General features: G+C 69.6%; 5 protein-coding genes. 4 read left to right on the forward strand and 1 reads right to left on the reverse strand.

The features are described 5' to 3' along the window. Positions 1–57 precede the first annotated feature (57 nt). The 4 genes from BHS09_RS22180 to BHS09_RS22195 are packed head-to-tail and all read left to right on the forward strand — an operon-like array spanning position 58 to position 21,561. Positions 58–14,298: a non-ribosomal peptide synthetase gene (locus BHS09_RS22180; protein ID WP_140798868.1), complete on the forward strand. Its 14,241-nt coding sequence runs from the start codon at positions 58–60 to the stop codon at positions 14,296–14,298. Next, positions 14,291–18,451 carry a non-ribosomal peptide synthetase gene (locus tag BHS09_RS22185; RefSeq protein WP_140798869.1) on the forward strand — a complete coding sequence of 1,387 codons (4,161 nt, stop codon included), beginning with the start codon at positions 14,291–14,293 and terminating at the stop codon, positions 18,449–18,451. Before BHS09_RS22180 ends, BHS09_RS22185 begins: the two co-directional genes overlap by 8 nt. Next, entirely contained in the window at positions 18,448–19,776 is a 1,329-nt protein-coding gene (locus BHS09_RS22190) for an MFS transporter (protein WP_140798871.1), read from the forward strand. Before BHS09_RS22185 ends, BHS09_RS22190 begins: the two co-directional genes overlap by 4 nt. A 39-nt stretch (positions 19,777–19,815) precedes the next feature. Next, positions 19,816–21,561, forward strand: coding sequence for a fatty acyl-AMP ligase (locus BHS09_RS22195; RefSeq protein WP_140798872.1), 1,746 nt, complete (start codon positions 19,816–19,818; stop codon positions 21,559–21,561). A 34-nt stretch (positions 21,562–21,595) separates the two neighbouring features. Here the strand turns inward: BHS09_RS22195 and BHS09_RS22200 are convergent, their stop codons facing one another. Beyond that, positions 21,596–21,925: a YnfA family protein gene (locus BHS09_RS22200; RefSeq protein ID WP_140798873.1), complete on the reverse strand. Its 330-nt coding sequence runs from the start codon at positions 21,923–21,925 to the stop codon at positions 21,596–21,598. Positions 21,926–22,137: the final 212 nt, after the last annotated feature.

Genomic DNA, 22,137 nt, shown 5'->3' on the forward strand with positions numbered 1-22,137 from the left:
TCCGCCGCTGCCCCGTTCCTCGCCCTCAAATCTCCGCCAGCCGGTTCTCACCCAGACATGACCGCTGAATCCTTCGTCTTCCCCGTCTCCTTCGCGCAGCAGCGGCTGTGGTTCCTCCACCTGATGCAGCCGGAGAACCCGAGCTACCACATCGCTGGCGCGGTCCGACTCGGAGGCACGCTCGATACGGCCGCGCTCCAGCGCGCCTTCGACGTCCTGGTGGAACGGCACGAATCGCTCCGCACCACCTTCGCGCAGGAAGAGGGCCAGCCCGTCCAGGTCGTCGCGCCCGAAGGCACCGCGTCCTTCACCGTCACCGACCTGTCTTCACGGCCGCAGGCCGAGCGGGAGGCGGAAGCGCGGCGGCTCGCCACCGAGGAGATTCGCCAGCCCTTTGACCTGATGAAGGGCCCGCTGCTGCGCACGCGGCTGCTGCGGCTGGCGGACACCGACCACGTCCTGGTGCTGACGATGCACCACATCATCTCGGACGGTGCGTCGCTGGGCATCCTCATTCACGAAATGACGCAGCTCTACGGCGCGTTCATCGCCCAGCAAGAGCCGGAGCTGCCCGAACTGCCCATCCAGTACGCGGACTTCGCCGAGTGGCAGCGCGAATGGATGGCGACGGAAGGCGCGCTCGACGCGCACGTGGCGTACTGGAAGCAGCAGCTCGCGGGCGCGCCCGTGTTGCAGCTCCCCACGGACCATCCGCGCCCGGCCGTCCAGACGCAGCGCGGAGACGCCCTGCCCCTGCACCTGCCGACGGCGCTGGTGAAGGCCCTCCAGCAGGTGGGCCAGCGTGAGAACGCCACCCTCTTCATGACGGTGCTGGCCGCGTTCCAGGCCTTGCTGTCGCGCTACACGCACCAGACGGACATCCTGGTCGGCGCGCCGCAGAACAGCCGCAACCGGGTCCAGACGGAGAGCCTCATCGGCTTCTTCGTCAACACGCTGGTGCTGCGCGCGGACCTGTCCGGCAACCCGTCCTTCCGCGAGCTGCTCCAGCGCGTGCGGGAGGCGACGCTGGGCGCGTATGCGCACCAGGACATTCCCTTCGAGAAGCTGGTGGAGGCAGTGCAACCCGCCCGCAACCTGGCCTACACGCCGCTGTTCCAGGCCGCGTTCAACTTCCAGGGAATGGCGGGCCAGGCGCTGGCCCTGCCCGGCGTCACCATCCAGCAACTGGACCTGCAACCGGGCACGTCGAAGTTCGACGTGACGCTGGACCTCCAGGAGACCGCGGACGGCCTGCGCGGCTTCGTCGAGTACAACAGTGACCTCTTCGACCGCGCGACCATGGAGCGCTTCGCGGGGCACTTCCAGACGCTGCTCGCGGGCGTCGCGGCCAACACGGAGCTGCGCCTGGACGCGCTGCCGTTGCTCACGTCGCCCGAGCGGCACCAACTCCTCGCTGTCTGGCCCGCGCTGAAGTCCTTCCCGGGCACGGACACCCTGCACGGCCGCTTCGAGGCCCAGGTGCGCCAGCGCCCTGACGCCATCGCCGTGGTCGCAGATGGAGAGCGCCTCACCTACGCGGAGCTGGACCGGCGGGCAAACCAGCTGGCCCATGCGCTGTTCGCGCGAGGCGTCCAGCCTGAGGCGTTGGTGGGCCTCTGCGTGGAGCGCTCCCTGGCCACGGTGGTGGGCATCCTCGGCATCCTGAAGGCGGGAGCCGCCTACGTGCCGCTCGACCCGACCTATCCCGCGGACCGTCTGGCCTTCATGGTGGCGGACAGCCGGATGTCGCTGGTGGTGACGCAGCGGCCCCTCATCGACCGCCTACCCGCCGAGGGCGCGGAGCTGCTCATCCTGGATGAAGCCGCCGAGGAACTGGCGCGGCAGCCCACCCACGCGCCCGGACTCGCGACGACGCGGGAGCAGCTTGCGTACGTCATCTACACCTCCGGCTCCACTGGGCTGCCGAAGGGCTCCCTGCTTCCGCACGGCAACGTGATGCGCCTGTTCGAGGCGACGGAGCACTGGTTCCACTTCAACGAGAACGACGCGTGGACGCTGTTCCACTCGTACGCGTTCGACTTCTCCGTCTGGGAGCTCTGGGGCGCCCTGCTCTACGGCGGCCGGGTGGTGGTGGTGCCCTACCTCGTCTCGCGCTCGCCGGATGCCTTCTTCCGCTTGCTGAGCGATGAGCGCGTCACGGTGCTGAACCAGACGCCCGCGGCCTTCCGTCAGCTCATCCAAGCCGAGGAGCGCCTGGGCGCGGAGGCGCCGCCCCTGTCACTGCGCTACGTCGTCTTCGGCGGCGAGGCCCTGGAGCCGGCCACCCTCGTTCCCTGGTTCCGCAAGCACGGGGACGCCCAGCCTCGGCTCATCAACATGTACGGCATCACCGAGACGACGGTGCACGTCACCTACCGTCCCATGGATGCCGCCGAGGCGGAGCGCACGCAGCAGAGCCCCATTGGCGTCGCGATTCCCGACCTCCAGCTCTACGTGCTGGACGCGCGGCTGGAGCCGGCGCCCATTGGCGTGGCGGGTGAAATCTTCGTCGGTGGCGCGGGCCTGGCGCGTGGCTACCTGGGCCGGCCACAGCTCACGGCGGAGCGCTTCGTCCCCCACCCGTTCAGCCGCGAGCCCGGTGCCCGACTCTACCGCACGGGCGACCTGGCACGCTTCACCGCGGACGGGCAGCTCGAGTACCTGGGCCGCATCGACCACCAGGTGAAGATTCGCGGCTTCCGCATCGAGCTGGGCGAAATCCAGACGGTGCTCAGTCTGCACCCGGCGGTGCGCGAGGCGCTGGTGCTCGTGCGTGAGAGTTCGCCCGGGAACAAGTCCCTGGTGGCCTACGTCGCGTCGTCCGAGCAGCCTCCGCCCAGCGTCAACGAGCTGCGCCAGCACCTGCTCGGCAAGCTGCCGGACTACATGGTCCCCAGTGCCTTCGTGATGATGGAGCGCTTCCCGCTCACGGCGAACGGCAAGGTGGACCGCAAGGCCCTGCCGGAGCCCGAGGGCGCGCGCGCGGACCTGGCCGACCAGTACGTCGCGCCTCGGACGAAGGTGGAGGAGGCCCTGTGCGCCATCTGGGCCCAGGTGTTGGAAGTCCCGCGCGTGGGCATCCACGACAACTTCTTCGCGCTGGGAGGCGACTCCATCCTAAGCATCCAGGTGCTCACGCTGGCGCAGAAGCAGGACATCCGCTTCTCGTTGCAGCAGCTCTTCCAGCACCAGACGGTGGCGGAGCTCGCGGAGGCCGCCGGGAAGGCCGAGCCGGCGCGTGAGGTCTTCCCGCGCACCGAGCCCTTCAGCCTCATCTCCGCCGAGGACCGGGCGAAGCTGCCCGAAAGCGTGGAGGACGCCTACCCGCTGGCCCGCATCCAGGCCGGCATGCTCTTCCACATGGAGCTGGCGCCCACCTCGAACATCTACCACAACACCGACAGCTTCCATCTGCGCCTGAAGGCACCGTTCGATGCCGCGCGCTTCGTGGAAGCCGTGCAGGTGGTGACGGCACGCCAGCCCGTGCTGCGCACGGCGTTCGACATGACGTCGTACAGCGAGCCGTTGCAGTTGGTGCACCGCGAGGCCCAGCTCTCCGTCGAGGTCACCGACGTCCGCCACCTGTCCACCGAGGCGCAGGACGCCGAGGTCCGCAAGCTGCTGGAGGACGAAAAGCAGCAACACTTCGACCTCGCGTGCCCGCCGCTGCTGCGCTTCTTCATCCACATCCGTGGTGAACGGGACTTCCAGTTCACGCTCACGGAGTGCCACGCCATCATCGACGGCTGGAGCCTCCACTCCACGCTGGTGGAGATGTTCAACCACTACTACGCGCTGGTGAACCACCAGGAGCCGCCGCGCTTCGAGCCGCTGAGCATCACCTACCGCGACTTCGTGGCCATGGAGCGGCAGGCCCTCGCGTCCGAGGACCACCAGCGCTACTGGCGCGAGCTGCTCCAGGACGGACAGGTCATGCGCGTGCCGCGCTGGCGCCGTCCGCTGGCGGAGGGCGAGCCGCGCATCGCCACCGTGAAGGTACCCATCTCTCCTGAAGTGGGAGAGGGCCTGAATGCCCTGACGCGCACCGCAGGCGTCCCCTTCAAGAGCATCCTGCTCGCGTCGCACCTCAAGGTGATGAGCGTGCTGAGCGGCCAGGAGGACGTCATCACCGGCACGGGCGTCAACAGCCGCCCCGAGGAAGGCGATGGCTCGAAGCTGCGCGGCATCTTCCTCAACACCGTGCCCTTCCGCCTGAAGCTGGCCCCGGGCAGCTGGTTGTCGCTGGTCCGCGCCGCCTTCGACGCGGAGCGCGCGCTCTACCCGTACCGCCGCTACCCCATGGCGGAGATCCAACGGCAGTGGGGCCGCGAGACGCTCTACGAAGTCATGTTCAACTACATGCACTTCCACGTGCTCCACGACATCGCGGGCACGCTCGCGGAGCTGGAGGCGCTGAGCACCATCCGCTCCGAGGGCACCAACGTCACCCTCGCCGTCCACTTCCAGACCGAGCCGCACACGCAAGAGCTCACGCTGGAGCTTGACTACAACGCCGTCGAGCTGGACCACGCCCAGGTGGAGCAGATTGGCGCGTGCTTCGCGCGCGTCCTCCACGCGCTGGCCTTCGAGGCCGATGCCCCGCACCACACCTCCAGCCCGCTGCCCGCCGACGTGCAGCGCCGGATGCTGGTGGAGTGGAACGACACCGCCGCCGCGCTGCCCGTGGAGCCCACGTTCCTGGCCCGATTCGAGGCGCGCGCCGCTGCCACGCCGAACGCGCTCGCCGTGGTCGATGGCGAACGGACGCTGACGTACCGGGAGCTGGACACGCGCGCCAACCAACTGGCGCATCATCTGCTGTCGCTGGGCGCGGGCCCGGAGCGCGTGGTGGCGCTGGGCCTGGACCGCTCCGTCGAGCTGGTCACCAGCCTTCTGGCCACGCTCAAGGCCGGCGCGGCCTACCTGCCGATGGACCCGAGCTACCCCGCTGAGCGACTGGCCTACATGCTGTCCGATTCGCGCGCCGTGGTGCTGCTCACCACACAGGTGCATGAGGCCACGTTCGCGGGCGCCAGCGTTCCTCGGCTCCTTGTGGATCAGGAAGCGGTCCGGCTGGCGACGTTGCCGCCGGAGGCACCGGCTTCGACCGCATCTGGGGACTCACTGGCGTACGTCATCTACACCTCTGGCTCCACCGGCCTGCCCAAGGGCACGCTGCTCACGCAGCGCGGCCTGCTCAACTACCTGACGTGGGCTCAGGACGCCTACGCGGTGAAGCCGGGCCAGGGCGCGCTGGTCCACACGTCCATCGCGTTCGACGCCACCATCACCAGCCTCCTCACCCCGCTGCTCGCCGGGGCGACGGTCCACCTGGTGCCGTCGGGGCGAGAAGTGGAAGCGCTTGCGCTCGCGCTTCAGCAGCCGCAGGGGCATGACCTGGTCAAGCTCACGCCGGCCCACCTGCAGGTGCTGTCCGGGCTGATGGCGCCGGATGCACTGTCGAGGCTGGCCGGCACCTTCGTCGTGGGTGGTGAGGCCCTGCCGCCCTCCACCGTGGCCTTCTGGCGGAAGCACGCGCCCCAGGTCCGACTCATCAACGAGTACGGCCCCACGGAGACGGTGGTCGGCTGCTCCATCCACGACGTCAGCGCGGGTGAACTGCCCGACGGCATCGTCCCCATCGGCAGGCCTATCGCCAACACGGCGCTCTACGTGCTGGACGCGCGCATGCAACTGGTGCCCGTGGGTGTCACGGGAGAGCTCTACATCGGCGGAACAGGCGTGGCGCGCGGCTACCTGGGCCGCCCTGCCCTCACCGCCGAGCGCTTTGTGCCGGATCCATTCGGCCAGAAGCCGGGACAGCGGCTCTACCGCACTGGCGACCAGGCCCGCTTCCTGCCGGACGGCACGTTGGAGTTCCTCGGCCGTCGCGACGGGCAGGTGAAGCTGCGCGGCTATCGCATCGAGCTGGGCGAAATCGAAGCCACCATCCGTCAGCACACATCCGTGCGGGACACGGTCGTCATCGTGCGCGAGGACGTCCCTGGGGACCAGCGACTGGCCGCCTACGTCGTCCCGCACGTGAACACGGCGGCGGATACGGCCGGCCTGCGCGCCTTCCTCCAGCAGCGGCTGCCCGAGCACATGGTGCCCGCCGCCCTGGTCGCGCTGGAGGCCCTGCCACTCACGGCCAATGGCAAGGTGGACCGCAAGGCCCTGCCCGTCCCCGACGGCCAGCTGTCCTCCGCGTCCCGCGCGGCGCCGCGAAACGGCACCGAGGAGTTGATGGCCAGCATCTGGGCGGACGTGCTGCGCACGAACCGGGCTGGCATCCACGACCACTTCTTCGACCTGGGAGGCCACTCGCTGCTGGCCACGCGCGTGGTGTCGCGGATTCGCGAGGCCTTCGGCGTGGAGCTGCCCATCGCCGCGCTCTTCGAGGCGCCCACCATCGCAACGCTATCGGAGCGCGTCCAGGTGCTCCAGGCCCAGCAGGCCGGTGAAGCACCGCCCCCGCCGCTCCAGCCCTACTCCCGCGATGGCGAGCTGCCACTGTCCTTCGCGCAGCAGCGGCTCTGGTTCCTGTACCAGATGGAGCCGGACAGCCCCTTCTACAACATGCCCGCCGTCATCCGGCTGACGGGCGCGTTGGACCCGGACACCGTGCAGCGCTGCCTGGAGGCGCTCATCCGCCGGCACGAGTCGCTGCGCACGACGTTCCGGATGAACGGCCAGACACCCGTCCAGGTCATCCACCCGCCCGCGACACCGAAGGTGGAGATTGCCGACCTGCGCGGCCTTCCGCCCGAGCGCCGTGAAGTCGAAGCGCGGCGCCTGTCCGACGAAGAGGCCCGCCGTCCCTTCGACCTGACGCGAGGCCCGCTCTGCCGGATGGGCCTCATCCAGTTGGACGACCAGGAACACCTTCTGCTGTTGACCCTGCACCACATCATCGCCGACGGCTGGTCGCTGTCCGTGCTGGTCCGCGAGGTCGCCGAGCTCTACGGCGCCCTCTCCGCGGGCCAGCCTCCGCCGCTGGCCGCGCTCCCCGTCCAATACGCGGACTACGCGCGATGGCAGCGGGAGTGGCTGTCTGGCCCGGTGTTGGAACGGCAGCTCGACTACTGGAAGCAGCGGCTCGCCGGGGCCCCGCCCCATCTGGACCTCCCCACGGACCGTCCACGGCCTCCGGTGCAGAGCTTCCGCGGCGCCACGCACCGGGGCGTGCTGCTGCCCGTGGATGCGGCCAAGGCGTTGCAGGCGCTCTGCCGGAAGGAGAGCGTCACCCCGTTCATGGCGGTGATGGCGGCCTTCCAGACGCTGATGCACCGCTACACCGGCGAGACGGACATCGTCGTCGGTACGGACATCGCCAACCGCAACCGCTCCGGCACCGAAGGGCTCATCGGCTTCTTCATCAACCAGCTCGTCATGCGTGGCGACCTGAGCGGGGACCCCAGCTTCCGGTCCCTGCTGGCGCAGACGCGGCGGGTGGCGCTCGATGCCTACGCTCACCAGGACCTCCCGTTCGAGGAGCTGGTGAAGGCGCTCAACCCGGAGCGCGACCTCAGCTACTCGCCGCTGTTCCAGGTGAAGCTCATCCTCCAGAACGCGCCATCCTCCGACCTCCACCTGGACGGGCTGACGCTGAGAGAGGAGACCAGCACCACCGGCGCCGCCAAGTTCGACATGACGTGGGTGGCCACGGAGACCGAGCAGGGCCTGGAGTGCCTGTGCGAGTACAGCACCGACCTGTTCGACGCGGCCACCATCGACCGGATGATGGGCAACCTGCGTGAGCTGCTCCTGGGCGCCATGGCCGTGCCAGACGAGCGCGTCTCCCGCCTCCCGCTGCTGTCCCAGCCGGAGCGTCAGCAGTCGCTGCTGGCGTGGAACGACACCGCCACGCCCCGAAGTCCGGGCCTCTGCGCGCATCGCCTCTTCGAGCAGCAGGCGGCGCGGACGCCAGACGCGGTGGCCGTGTCCTTCGAGGGACAGCAACTCACCTACCGCGAGCTGGACGCGCGGGCGAATCAGCTCGCCTGGCACCTGAAGACGTCCGGCGTGGGGCCCGAGGTCCGCGTGGGCCTGTGCGTGGACCGCTCGCTGGAGCTGGTGGTGGGAATCCTCGGCATCCTCAAGGCCGGGGGCGCGTGGCTGCCGCTGGACCCGTCCTATCCGGTGGACCGGCTGACGCTGATGATGCGTGACGCGGCCATCCCGGTGCTCGTCACGCAGGAGCACCTGGCGGATGAGCTCCCCGCGCTAGGGCTGCTGGTCTGCCTGGACACGGACTGGCCGCTCATCGCCAGTCAGCCGCAGACGCCGCCCACGGTGGAGATGTCCGAGGACAACCTCGCGTACATCATCTTCACGTCGGGCTCGACGGGCCGGCCCAAGGGCACGCTGCTGCCCCACCGGGGCCTGTGCAACACGGCGCTGGCCGCCATCCAGGCCCACCGCGTCCACGAGAAGAGCCGCGTGCTTCAGTTCGCCGCCTTCGGCTTCGATGCCTCGGTGTGCGAGGTGTTCTCCACGCTGCTCGCGGGCGCGCAGCTCTGCCTCGCCCCCCGGGACGCCATCATGCCTGGCGCGCCGCTCCAGGGCCTGCTCGCCGCGCAGGAAATCACGGGCGTCACGCTGACGCCGTCGGTGCTGGCGCAGCTGGAGCCGGAGACGTTGCCGAAGCTGGAGTCCGTCGTCTCCGCGGGCGAGGCCTGCTCGCCGGAGCTGGCGCGCCGGTGGCTGAAGTCCTGCCGCTTCATCAACGCGTACGGCCCCACCGAGGCGACCATCTGCGCGTCTGTGGACGAGGCGGTGGACCCCGACCGGCTGGGCATCGGCCGTGCGTGGGCCAACGTCCGGCTCTACGTGCTGGATGGCCAGATGCAGCCGGTGCCGGTGGGCGTGCCGGGTGAGCTGTTCATCGGTGGCGTGGGCGTCGCTCGCGGCTACCTGGGCCGGCCGGACCTGAGCGCCGAGCGCTTCGTGCCGGACCCGTTCGCTTTGGAGCCCGGAGGACGGCTGTACCGGACGGGAGACCGGGTGCGCTGGCTGCCCGAAGGGCGACTGGAGTTCCTGGGCCGCCTGGACCACCAGGTGAAGCTGCGCGGCTTCCGCATCGAGCTGGGCGAAATTGAAGCGGCGTTGGCCGAGCACCCAGAGGTGCAGGACGCCGCGGTGCTGGTGCGGGAGGAGGCACCGGGCCGCAAGCAACTGGTGGCCTACATCGTCGCCGACGATGTGGAGCAGCCGCCCGAACAGGACGCCCTGCGCCGGGCCCTGGAATCACGCCTGCCCGAGTACATGGTGCCGTCCGCCTTCATCATGCTGAAGGCCATGCCGCTGACGTCCAGCGGCAAGGTGGACCGCAAGGCCCTGCCCTCGCTCGCGCAGGAGCAGGTGAAGCGCGAGCACGTCCACGTCGCGCCCCGCAACCCGGTGGAGCAAGCGCTCGCGGACATCTGGGCGAAGGTGCTGTCCCGCGAACGCGTCAGCATCCACGACAACTTCTTCGAGCTGGGCGGCGACTCCATCATCAGCATCCAGGTCATCGCACGGGCACTGGAGGCCGGGCTGCACATCAGCCCTCGTCAGTTCTTCCAGTACCAGACCATCGCCGCCCTGGCCCCGCACGTGGGTCAGGCCCAGGTCGTGGAGAGCGAGCAGGGCCCGGTGACGGGCGCCGTCCCGCTCACGCCCATCCAGCACTGGTTCTTCGAGTGGCAGCTCCCGCACCTCCATCACTACAACCAATCGCTGCTGCTGGGACTGCGTCAGCCCGTCGCCGCGTCCGTGCTCCAGGACGCGCTGCGGGCCCTGGTCGCGCACCACGACGCGCTCCGCCTGCGCTTCGAGCGGACCACCGACGGTTGGCGTCAGGAGAGCCTGGGCCTCGACAGCACCGTGACGCTGCGCGAGGTGGACCTGTCCGGATTGGACGAGGCCGCGCAGCGCGCCGCATTGGAGGAAGAAGGCCAGCAGGCACAGGCGGGCTTCCGGCTGGAGGAGGCTCCGCTGGTGGCGGCAGTGCGCTTCCACCTGGGTCCGCAGCGTGGCGACCGGTTGCTGCTCGGCATCCACCACCTCGCGGTGGATGCCGTGTCCTGGCGCGTGCTGCTCATGGACCTGGAGACGGCGTGCCAGCAGCTCAGCCAGGGCCAGCCGGTGGCGCTGCCTCCGAAGACGACGTCCTTCCAGGCCTGGGCTCGCCGCCTGGAGTCCTTCGCGGCCAGCGTGGAGCTGGAACACGAAGCCGACTATTGGCTGAGCCAGGGTGAAGACACGGCGCCGCTCCCCGTGGACACAGCGGACGGTGACAACACCCTGGCGTCCGCGCGCACGCTGACGGTGGCGCTGGAGGCCGAGGAGACCCGGCTGCTGCTTCAGGAGGTGCCGACAGCCTGGCGCGCCCGCATCGACGAGGTGCTGCTGACGGCGCTCGCGCAGGCGCTCTCCACCTGGACGGGACAGCGTCGACTGCGCGTCCAGTTGGAAGGCCATGGCCGCGAGGACCTGTTCGACGGCGTGGACCTGAGCCGCACCGTGGGCTGGTTCACCAGCGCCTACCCGGTGACGCTGGAGCTGCCTCGGGATGGCAGCGCGGGTGACGAACTCCGCGCTGTGCGTGATTCGCTGCGGCACGTGCCGCGCAAGGGCCTGGGCTACGGCCTCGTGCGCTACCTGCGCCAGGACGAGCGAGGCACCCGGCTCCGTGCGCAGCCGGAAGCGCCGGTGGCCTTCAACTACCTGGGCCAGCTCGACTCGGCGCTGCCTACCTCGTCGCTGCTGGCGCCCGCGGACGAGCCCTTCGGCGCGCAGCAGGGGGCGCTCGGCCAGCGACGGCAGGTGCTGGAGGTGAATGCGCACGTCCTTGGCGGCAAGCTGGAGGTGTCCTTCACCTACAGCGAGGCGCTGCACCAGCGCACCACGGTGGGCGCACTGGCCCAGGGCTACCTCCACGCGCTCCGGGCGCTGGTGGACCAGCGGCGCGGCGCGGACGCGGCGCGGTTCTCCCCCGTGGACTTCCCGCTGGCGAAGGTGACGCAGGCCACGCTGAACGGCCTGATGCAGTCACACCCGGAGATGGAGGACCTCTACCCGCTGTCGCCCATGCAGCAGGGCATGCTCTTCCACGCCATGCTCGACCCGGACTCGGGGATGTACTTCGAGCGTGCGGCGTGGACGCTGGACGCGGACCTCAACCGCGAGGCCCTGCGCGAAGCCTGGCAGCAGGTGATGGCGCGCTACCCCATCCTCCGCACCTGCTTCGTGGGCGAGGAACTGGAAGCGCCGCTCCAACTCGTGAAGCGCAAGGCCGTGCTGCCTTGGGAAGAGCAGGACTGGAGCCACCTGCCTGATCCGGAGCAGCAGACCCGGCTGTCGGCCTGGATGGACGCGGACCGTGCGCGGGGTTTCAACCTGAAGCAGGCGCCGCTGATGCGCATGGGGGTCCTGCGCCTGGGTGTTCGGACATGGCGCGTGGTGTGGAGCTTCCACCACCTGTTGCTCGACGGGTGGAGCGTGGGCCGCGTCCTCAATGAGATGCTGGCCATCTACGACGCGCAGCTCCGTCAGCAGCCGGTGCGTCTGGAACAGCCGCCTGTGTTCCGCGACTACATCGCCTGGCTCCAGGGCCGGGAGATTTCGCAGGCGGAGTCCTGGTGGAAGCAGGCACTGCGGGGCTTCGGCGAACCCACGCCCCTTCCCGGTGAGACGGGAGGCCAGGCGCGCACCGCGGCGCAGGTCATGGGCGAGCGCAAGGTCCACCTTGCCGCCGAGGTGACGGAGCAGCTCCGCGCCTTCTCACGGCGTCACCAGGTGACACCCAGCACGCTGGTCCAGGCGGCCTGGGCCCTGGTGCTCGGACGTCACGCGGGGCAGGACGACGTCGTCTTCGGCGTCACCGTCGCGGGCCGTCCGCCGGAGCTCCCGGGCGTGGAGCAGATGGTGGGTCTGTTCATCAACACGCTGCCGGCCCGCGTGTCGCTGCCGGCCCAGAGCAAGGTGGTGGACTGGCTGAAGGCGCTCCAGGAGTGGCAGGTGGAGCGGGCTCCGTTCGAGTACGCGCCGCTGGTGAAGGTCCAGGGCTGGAGCCCCGTGCCGCGTGGCACCCCGCTCTTCGAGAGCCTCGTCGTCTTCGAGAACTACCCCGTGGAGGACTCGGTGCGGCAAGGCGCGGGCGCGCTGGAGGTGCGCGACGTCACCGCCCAGGAGCGCACCAACTACCCGCTGACGCTCTCCGCCCATGCGGACAAGGAGCTGATGCTGAACCTGGACTTCGAGTCCCCGCGACTCAGCGTGGAGGCCATGGAGCGGCTGCTGGAGCAGCTCCAGACGGTCCTGGTGGGCATCCTCGACGCGGAGGACAAGCACCTGTGGGAGCTGTCACTGCTCACGCAGGAGGCCCGTCGCGAGGTGCTGTTCGACTGGAACGACACGCACGTCCCTGGATTGGACGCGTGCCTCCACGAGCTCTTCGAGGCGCAGGCGCTGCGGTCGCCGGACGCTGTCGCCGTGGTCGCGCCGGAGGCGGGCTCGCTCACGTACGGGCAGCTCGACGCGAAGGCGAACCAGCTCGCGCACCACCTGCGCGCCCGGGGCATTGGCCCCGAGGTGCTGGTGGGCGTGTGCCTGGAGCGGACGCCGGAGCTGCTGGTGGCGCTGCTGGGCATCCTCAAGGCGGGCGGCGCCTACGTCCCGCTCGACCCCACCTACCCGGCCGAACGGCTGGCCCACATGGCCTCCGAGGCCCGGCTCTCCCTGCTGCTCACCCAGCAGTCCCTGGTGGAGACCTTCGTCAACCCCTCTGTGTCCCTCTACCTGCTGGACACGGAGGCACCGGCACGCGCCGCGCTGCCCACTCAAGCTCCGACGCGGCTCACCACGCTGGACAGCCTGGCGTACGTCGTCTTCACCTCCGGCTCCACAGGCACGCCCAAGGGCGTGATGATCTCCCACCGGAGCTGGACCAACGCGTACCTCGGCTGGGAGCGGAGCTACGGACTGCGGGAGCACTGCCGCAGCCACCTGCAGATGGCCAGCTTCTCCTTCGACGTGTTCGCGGGCGACCTGTCTCGAGCGCTGTGCTCGAGCGGCAAGCTGGTGCTCTGCCCGCGTGAGTGGCTGCTCGAACCGCCCCGCCTGCTCGCGCTGATGAAGGAACATGCCGTGGACTGCGCCGAGTTCGTCCCGGCCGTGCTGCGCGGACTGCTCCAGCACCTGGAGGAGACGGGCCAGTCGCTGGACTTCATGCGCGTGCTCGTGGCCGGTTCCGACGCCTGGTACGTGAACGAGTACCACCGGCTCCAGGCCGTCATTGGCGACGACACGCGACTCATCAACTCGTATGGCGTCAGCGAAGCGACCATCGACAGCACGTGGTTCGAAAGCGGCGACCTGGGCCCCGGCGACACGCAACTGGTCCCCATCGGCCGTCCTTTCGCCAACAACCGGCTCTACGTGCTGGACACGCACCAACAGCCGGTGCCGGCCGGCATCGCGGGTGAGCTCTTCATCGGCGGCGAGGGCGTGGCGCGCGGCTACTGCCACCGTCCCGACCTGACCGCGGAGCGCTTCGTCCCCGACCCGTTCGCGACCGAGCCCGGCGCGCGGCTCTACCGCACGGGAGACCGGGCGCGGTACCTGCCGGGAGGCGACCTGGAGTTCCTCGGCCGGGCGGACACGCAGGTGAAGCTGCGCGGCTTCCGCGTCGAGCTGGGCGAAATCGAGTCCGCGCTCGGCAAGCACCCGGCCGTCCAGAGCGCGGTGGTGCTGCTGCGCGAGGACCCGGGGACGCCCCGCCGGCTCGTCGCCTACGTGGTGGGCGCGGACATCCGCGACACGGCGGTGCTCCGCGACCACCTCAGAGAGAGACTGCCCGACTACATGGTGCCGGCCGTCTTCGTGCGCCTGGAAGCCATCCCCCTCAGCCCGAACGGCAAGGTGGACCGCAAGGCCCTGCCCGCGCCGGACGCGGCTCAGCGCACGGGCGAGCAGCGGCTGGTCGAGCCCCGCTCGGAGACGGAGGCGAGCCTGCTCACGCTCTGGAAGGACGTGCTGGGCCAGACGTCGCTGGGCGTCACGGACGACTTCTTCGACGTGGGCGGGCACTCGCTGCTGGCCACGCAGATCATCTCGCGCACCAACGCGATGTTCCAGGTGACGCTGCCGCTGCGCGCCCTCTTCGAGCACCCCACCATCGCAGGGATGGCCGAGCAGGTGGTGCTCGCGCAGTTGGAAGGCGTGGACGAAGCCGCGCTTGCCTCCGCCATGGAGGAAGTCGGCGACCTGTCGGACGCGGACCTGGAAAAGCTCCTGGAGGGGACGAATGAGTGACCTGCTCAAGAAGCTCGCGGGCCTCTCCCCGGAGAAGCGCGAGGCGGTGCTCAAGAAGCTGCGACAGCAGAACGTGGTCGCCGCGCCGAAGGAAGAGGCACGCACGCCCGGCATCCCGCGCGTCTCACGGGAGCAGCCGCTGCCGCTCTCCTTCCCGCAGCGCCGACTCTGGTTCCTGGACCAGTTCGAGCCCGGGACGCCCGCCTACAACATCCCGGAGTTCGTACGCCTCACCGGACCGCTCCACGTCCCATCCCTGGAGCGTGCGCTGAACGAGGTCATCCGGCGCCATGAGGTGCTGCGCACGACCTTCGTCGCGAAGGACGGCGAACCCCAGCAGCGCATCCTCCCGGAGCTGATGCTGTCGCTGGGCGTGCTGGACCTAAGCTACCTGCCAGGCCCCAAGCGCGAGCCCCTGTGCGAGGAACTGGCGCTCCAACTCGCGGGGACGTCCTTCGACCTCGCGGTGGGGCCGCTGCTCCACGCGAAGCTGGTGCGCATGGGCGACGAGGACCATGTCCTCCTGCTCGTCGTGCACCACATCGTGTCGGATGGCTGGTCCACCGGCATCTTCGTCCAGGAGCTGACGGCGCTTTATGCCGCCTTCTCTCAGGACAAGCCGTCACCGCTGCCGGAGCTCCCGCTCCAGTACGCGGACTTCGCGGCATGGCAGCAGCAATGGATGCAGGGCGACGTGCTGGCGTCGCAGCTCGACTACTGGCGCCAGCAGCTCGAAGGGAGCGAGAGCGCGCTCAAGCTGCCCACCGACAGGCCGCGCCCGCGCGTGCGCACCTACGCGGGCGGCAAGCGGAGCTTCCAGGTGGACCCGGCGGTGGCCCAGCAACTGAAGACGCTGGGGACACAGGAGAAGGCGTCGCTCTACATGGTGCTGCTGGCGGCGCTCCAGACGCTGCTCCACCGCTACACGCGCGAGCCGCGCATCAGCGTCGGCACGTACATCGCGAACCGGAACCGGACGGAGGTGGAGCCCCTCATCGGCTTCTTCCTCAACACGCTCGTCATGCGCACGGAGCTCGAAGGCAATCCCACCTTCCGGGAGCTGCTGCGGCGCGTGGTGGACGTGACGCTGGGCGCCTACGGGCACCAGGACATCCCCTTCGAGAAGCTGCTGGAGGAGCTGGCGCCGTCGCGCGACACCAGCCACTCCCCCTTCTTCCAGGTGATGCTGGTGCTCCAGAACACGCCCACGCCGCCAGCCGAGCTGGGCGCGCTCCGGATGGAGTCCTTCAGCGTCTCGGGTGAAGCCTTCGCGCAGTTCGACCTGACGCTGTGGTTCTCCGAGGAGGCCGGTGGCCTGCAAGGCATCTGGGAATACAACCGGGACCTCTTCTACGCCTCCACCGTCGAGCGGATGGTCGCCCACTTCCAGACGCTGCTCGCGGGCATCGCCGCGAACCCGGCCCAGCGGCTCATCGAACTGCCGGTGCTCCCGGCGATTGAGCGTCAGCGCATCTTGCGGGATTGGAACCAGGCCAGGCTCGACGTGCCGCCGGGCACCTGCCTCCATCACCTCATCGAGGCGCACGCCGCGCGCACGCCCGACGCCATCGCCGTCACCGACCCCGAGCGCCGGCTCACCTACGCGCAGCTGAACGCGAAGGCCAACCAACTGGCGCACCACCTGCGCTCCGTGGGTGTGGGCCCCGAGCGAATCACCGGCATCTTCCTGGACCGCTCCGTGGACATGGTGGTCGCGGTGCTCGCCGTGCTCAAGGCGGGCGGCGCCTACGTGCCGCTGGACCCGTCGTATCCGCCGGAGCGCACGGCGTTGATGCTCGCGGACAGCCGGCCCGCGGTGCTCATCACCCGACAGGGGCTGGCGTCCCTCCTGTCCGCGCCGCTGCCACCCGTGGTGGCCATCGACACGGACGCGGACGCCATCGCCGCGATGCCCACGACGACGCCTGAAGGCGGCGCGAGCCCCGAGCACCTCGCCTACGTCGTCTACACGTCAGGATCCACGGGCCGCCCCAAGGGCGTGATGATTTCGCACCGGAGCTTCGCCAACGCCTACCTCGCCTGGGAGCGCGATTACCGGCTGCCGGAGCTGCGCGCCCACCTGCAGATGGCGAGCTTCTCCTTCGACGTGTTCTCCGGCGACCTCGCCCGGGCGCTCGGTTCGGGGAAGACGTTGGTCCTCTGCCCGCGCGACTGGCTGCTCGAGCCCGAAAAGCTCTACGGCTTGATGCAGCGCGAGCAGGTAGACAGCGGCGAGTTCGTCCCCGCCGTGGTCCGGCTGCTGATGGGGTACCTCCAGGAGCACCAGCTCCGGCTGGACTTCATGCGCCTGCTCATCGTCGGCTCGGACACCTGGGACATGCGCGAGTACCACCAGCTCCGCGGCCTGTGCGGCCCGGACACGCGGCTGGTGAGTTCCTACGGCCTGAGCGAAGCCACCATCGACAGCACGTACTTCGAACAGCCGGAGCCCACGCCCAGCGAGCAGATCGTCCCCATTGGCCGGCCCTTTGCCAACTCGCAGATGTACCTGCTGGACAGCGCGATGCAGCCAGTGCCCATCGGCATTCCAGGGGAACTCTTCGTGGGCGGCGACGGGCTCGCTCGTGGCTACTGGGGCCAGGCGAACCTGACCGCCGAGCGCTTCGTGCCCAATCTGTTCAGCGCCACACCGGGCGCGCGCCTGTACCGCACAGGCGACCTGGCCCGCTACACGGAGGACGGCACCCTCGCCTTCATCGGCCGCAACGACACGCAGGTGAAGATTCGCGGCCACCGCATCGAGCTGGATGAAATCAAGGCGAAGCTGCTGGAGCACTCCGCGGTCCAGGGCGTGGAGCTGCTCGTCTACGAGGACGCGGGCAACAAGCAGCTCGTCGCCTACCTCACGCTCACGGCACCCGACGTGGCCACGGCCGATGACTTGCGGCAGCACCTCAAGAAGCACCTGCCGCCGTACATGGTGCCCGCCGCCTTCGTCATCCTGGCCGCCTTCCCGCTGACCCCCAACGGCAAGGTGGACCGCAAGGCCCTGCCCGCGCCGGAGAGCGTCCGCCGCGACGCGCAGGACGGCTTCGTCGCCCCGCGCGACGAGGTGGAGACCCGGCTCGCCGCCATCTGGGAGGAGTTGCTGGCAGTGCGCCCCATTGGCGTGCACGACAACTTCTTCGACCAGGGAGGCCATTCACTCCTGGCCGTCCGGCTGATGGTGCGCATCCGCGAGCAGTTCGGCCGCGCCCTTCCGCTGTCGGTCCTCTTCCAGAACCCCGCGTTGGAGCAGCTCGCGAAGGCGCTTCACGAAGAGGCCTCGCCCGCGCCGTGGTCGCCGCTGGTGACGCTCCAGCCGGGAGCCGAACGCCCCGCCCTGTTCTGCGTCCCGGGCGCCGGTGGCAACGCCGTCTACCTCCGCGAGCTGGCCCAGGCGCTGGGCCCCACCCTGCCGGTGCATGCCTTCCAGGCACGCGGGCTCAATGGACGCGCGGAGCCGCACCGCTCCGTCGAGGAGATGGCCGCGTGCTACGTCGAAGCACTCAAGCAGGTACAGCCCCAGGGGCCGTACCACCTGCTGGGCCACTCCTTCGGCAGCTGGGTCGCCTTCGAGATGGCGCAGCAGCTCCGGAAGCAGGGCGAATCGATTGCATTCCTGGGCATCCTCAACACCACCGTCCCCGTGCACGAAGCACCGCCGAGCGAGGCGCCCCCGTTCGACGACGCGGACTGGATGGCCTCCGTCGCGAGCACGGCGGGCCGTCTCTATGGCGTGGACCTGGGCATCTCCGCCGAGACACTCCGGCCGCTGTCCCCCGAAGCGCGCCATGAGCACCTGACGCGCAGGCTGGTCCAAGCGGGCCTCCTCCCCGACGGCGCGGACAGCCAGCAGGTCCAGGGCTTCATCGAGGTCTACAAGGCCGCGTACGAGATTGACTACGTCCCCCGGGACACGCTCCCCATTCCTGTCGCCCTCTTCCGGGCCCAGGAGCGGCACGAGGAAGACGGCATCGTCCCCGAGTCCTTCGCGGACGACCCGAGCTGGGGCTGGGGCCGCCACGCCTCCACGGCCGTCACGCCCGTGACGGTGCCGGGAGACCACATGACGATGCTGGCCGCGCCGCACGTCCAGGTGCTGGCGGAGCACGTGCGCCAGGGCCTCTTCCGAGCCGGAGCCATTCGATGACGGCGCCGCCGTCCATCCCCATGAAGTCCGCCGTCGTCATCTGGCTGGGACAGGTCCTGTCACTGCTGGGCTCGGGGCTGACGAGCTTCGCGCTCGGCGTCTGGACGTACAAGACGACGGGCGACGTGACGCAGTACGCGTTGGTCATGCTCTCCGCGACGCTGCCCGCCATCCTGCTCGGGCCAGTGGCCGGAGCGCTCGTGGACCGCTGGAACCGCCGCTGGGTGCTGGTGCTCAGCGACGCGGCCGCCGGCCTGTCGAGCCTCGTGCTGGCGCTGTTGCTGTTCAATGGCTTGCTCCAGCCCTGGCACGCATACGTCACGACCGCCGTGGTGTCGTCGGCCAGCGCGTTCCAGCAGCCGGCCTTCGCCGTGCTCGTCTCCACGGTGGTGCCACAGCAGCACCTGGGACGGGCCAACGGACTGGTGCAGGTCGGGCTCGCGTTCTCCCAGTTGGTGGCCCCCATGTTGAGCGCCACCCTGATGGAGCTGATTGAACTCAAGGGCATCCTGCTCATCGACGCGACGACGCTCGTGCTCGGCGCGCTGCCCATGCTCCTGGCGCGAATCCCCCGGGAGCACCTCGTGTCGTCTTCCGGCGAGGAGCGGGTGCCGCTGTTCGAGGCGATTCGGGCTGGCGGTGCCTACCTGCGCGCCACCCCAGGACTCCTCGCGCTCATTGGCTTCCTCGCGGCCAGCAACTTCCTGACCGGCACGGTCGAGGTCCTCGTCACGCCGCTGGTCTTGTCCTTCGCGGACGTGCGCACCCTGGGCGCGCTCACCACCGCGGGTGGCGTGGGCATGTTGGCGGGCAGCCTGGTCATCAGCGCCTGGGGCGGACCCAAGCGACTGGTGAATGGCTTGCTCGGGTTCCAGCTCACCTGTGGACTCGCGCTCATCTGCGTCGGGCTGGCCACCTCCGTTCCCGTGCTGGCCGGTGTCGCCTTCGCGTTCTTCTTCGGCCTCCCCATCATCAACGGCTCCAGCCAGACGCTCCTCCAGCGCATCGTGCCCCTGGCGCTGCGCGGCCGTGTCTTCGCTTTCACCAGTACCATCACCGGGGCCATGTTGCCGCTGGCGTACACCATCGCCGGCCCCCTGGCGGACCACGCCTTCGAACCCGCCATGGCCTCGGGAGGAAAGCTCGTCCCCCTGCTGGGTGCGTTCGTCGGCGAGGGCCCGGGCCGAGGCATCGCCTTGATGTTCCTCATCGCGGGCGCGCTGGCGGTCCTCATGACGCTGCTGTCCACGCTCTACCGCCCGCTGCGCGAGTTGGAGGCGCCCCCACTGGATGCGCCTGCCGCCAAACCCGCGGTGAGCCCCTGAATGCTTCCCTCTTCCCACGACTTCTCAAGGAGACCCGCCGTGCCGAGTCCCAGCCGTTCCGTGCAGACCCTCACCGACCTGCTGCGCTGGCGCGCCTCGAATCAGACCGAGGCCCGCGCATATACGTTCCTCCAGGATGGTGAAGGACGGGAGACCACCTGGACCTATGGCGAGTTGGATCGCCAGGCCCGCGCCATTGCCGCGGCGCTGCAGGAGCACAAGGGCGCTGGCGAGCGAGCGCTGCTGCTGTATCCACCGGGGCTCGACTACATCGCGGCGTTCTTCGGCAGCCTGTACGCGGGCGTGGCCGCGGTGCCAGCCTATCCTCCCGCGCAGCTTCAGGCCGTCACGCGCATCCTCTCCATCCTCCAGGATGCGAAGCCGCGCTTCGCGCTCACCACGCGCGAAATCCTGGAGAGCGTGAACGCGCTGGCCGACGCCTACCCCGTCCTGAAGGACATCCGCTGGATTGCCACGGACGCACTGGAGGAAGGGCTGGAGGACGGCTGGAAGCGTCCCGCCATCACCGGCGACACGCTGGCCTTCCTCCAGTACACGTCAGGCTCCACGTCGACGCCCAAGGGCGTGATGGTGCTGCACCGGAACCTGATGTCCAACGAGGACATGATTCGTCAGGGCTTCAGCCACGACGACCATTCATCGGTGTGCGGTTGGCTGCCGCTGTACCACGACATGGGGCTCATCGGCACGGTGCTCCAGCCGATGTACATGGGCGCGCACTCCGTCGTGATGTCTCCGTGGTCTTTCCTGCAGCGCCCCATCCGCTGGCTGAACACCATCACGAAGTACCGTGCGACGACGAGCGGCGGGCCCAACTTCGCCTACGCGCTCTGCACGCGAAAGGTGAAGCCGGAGCAGCTCGCTTCGCTGGACCTGAGTTCGTGGCGCGTCGCCTTCAATGGCGCGGAGCCCGTGCGGGCGGAGACGCTGGCGGAGTTCGCGGACACCTTCGCGCCCGCCGGCTTCCGCCGGGAGGCCTTCTACCCCTGCTACGGCCTCGCGGAGGCGACGCTCTTCGTGTCGGGAGGCATCACCTCCGAGCTGCCACGCCACCTCACCGTGGATTCGGCGGCGCTCGAGCAGAACCGCGCCGTGGCCGCCCCGCCGGGCCCGTCCGCGCGGACGCTCGTCAGCTCCGGGCGGAGCTGGGGTGACAGCCTCATCCGCATCGTGAATCCAGAGACGCTGGTGGCGTGCGCTCCGGGCGAGGTGGGCGAAATCTGGACGGCCGGGCCCCACGTCACCCACGGCTACTGGGGACGCGAGGAGACGAACGCGGAGACCTTCCAGGCGCGCATCCAGGGCAGCGAGGAAGGTCCCTTCCTGCGTACCGGTGACCTGGGCTTCATGATTGACGGCGAGCTGTATGTCACCGGCCGCATCAAGGACCTCATCATCGTCGACGGCCGGAACCACTACCCGCAGGACCTCGAGCTGACGGCCGAGAGCCAGCACCCGGCGCTCCGTCCTGGCTGCTCGGTGGCGTTCTCCGTCGACCATCCGGAGGGCGAGCGGCTGGTGGTGCTGGTGGAGGTCAGCGCCCGCTTCGCGCCGTCCGAACGGGGCGATGGCGCCCAGACCCTGGATGGGAGCGCGCTCCAGAAGACCATCCGTCAGGCAGTGGCCGCCGCGCACTCCGTGGACGTCCACGAGGTCGTCCTGCTCCAGCAGGGCGAGGTCCTCAAGACGTCCAGTGGCAAGGTCCAGCGGCGCGCCTGCCGGGCGAAGTACGTGGAGGGCAGCCTCCAGCGCTGGGCGGCGTAGTCCGTCCCGCGCGGCTTGATGAAGCAGGCCCTCGCTACCTGCGAGGTCCGAGCACGATGATGGCCATCCCCAGGATGGCGACGAGCGCGCCCACGAGGTCCCACGTCGTGGGCCGCTCCCCTTCCACGAGCCACAGCCAGACGAGCGCCACGGCGATGTACACCCCGCCGTAGGCAGCATAGGTGCGGGCCGCGCCCGTCGGGTGCAGCGTCAGCAGCCACGCGAAAACGGCGAGGCTGCCCGCCGCGGGCACGAGGAGCAGTGGCGACTTCCCCTGTCGGAGCCATAGGTAGGGCAGATAGCAGCCCACCACCTCGGCCACCGCGGTGACGACGAAGAGCCCGAAGGCGTACAGCAGATGCACGGCGTGACACCTTTCGTGAAGCGCGGTCGAGGTGCTGCCGCGTCGCCAAGCCCATGCTCCGAGCCTTCCATCAATCCCCTGCCCTTCCCAGTCCAGAAGATGGACCTCTGGCATCGGCTCACCCGCGGACACTCCGGCAGCGAATCGGACTCGATGGCATGCTGGCGCCTTGTATGCGCGCGGCGGCTGAGGCATCCGGAGGGAGGCGGGAG

Origin of the sequence: Myxococcus xanthus, from assembly GCF_006402735.1 — a bacterium.
GTDB lineage: Bacteria > Myxococcota > Myxococcia > Myxococcales > Myxococcaceae > Myxococcus > Myxococcus xanthus_A.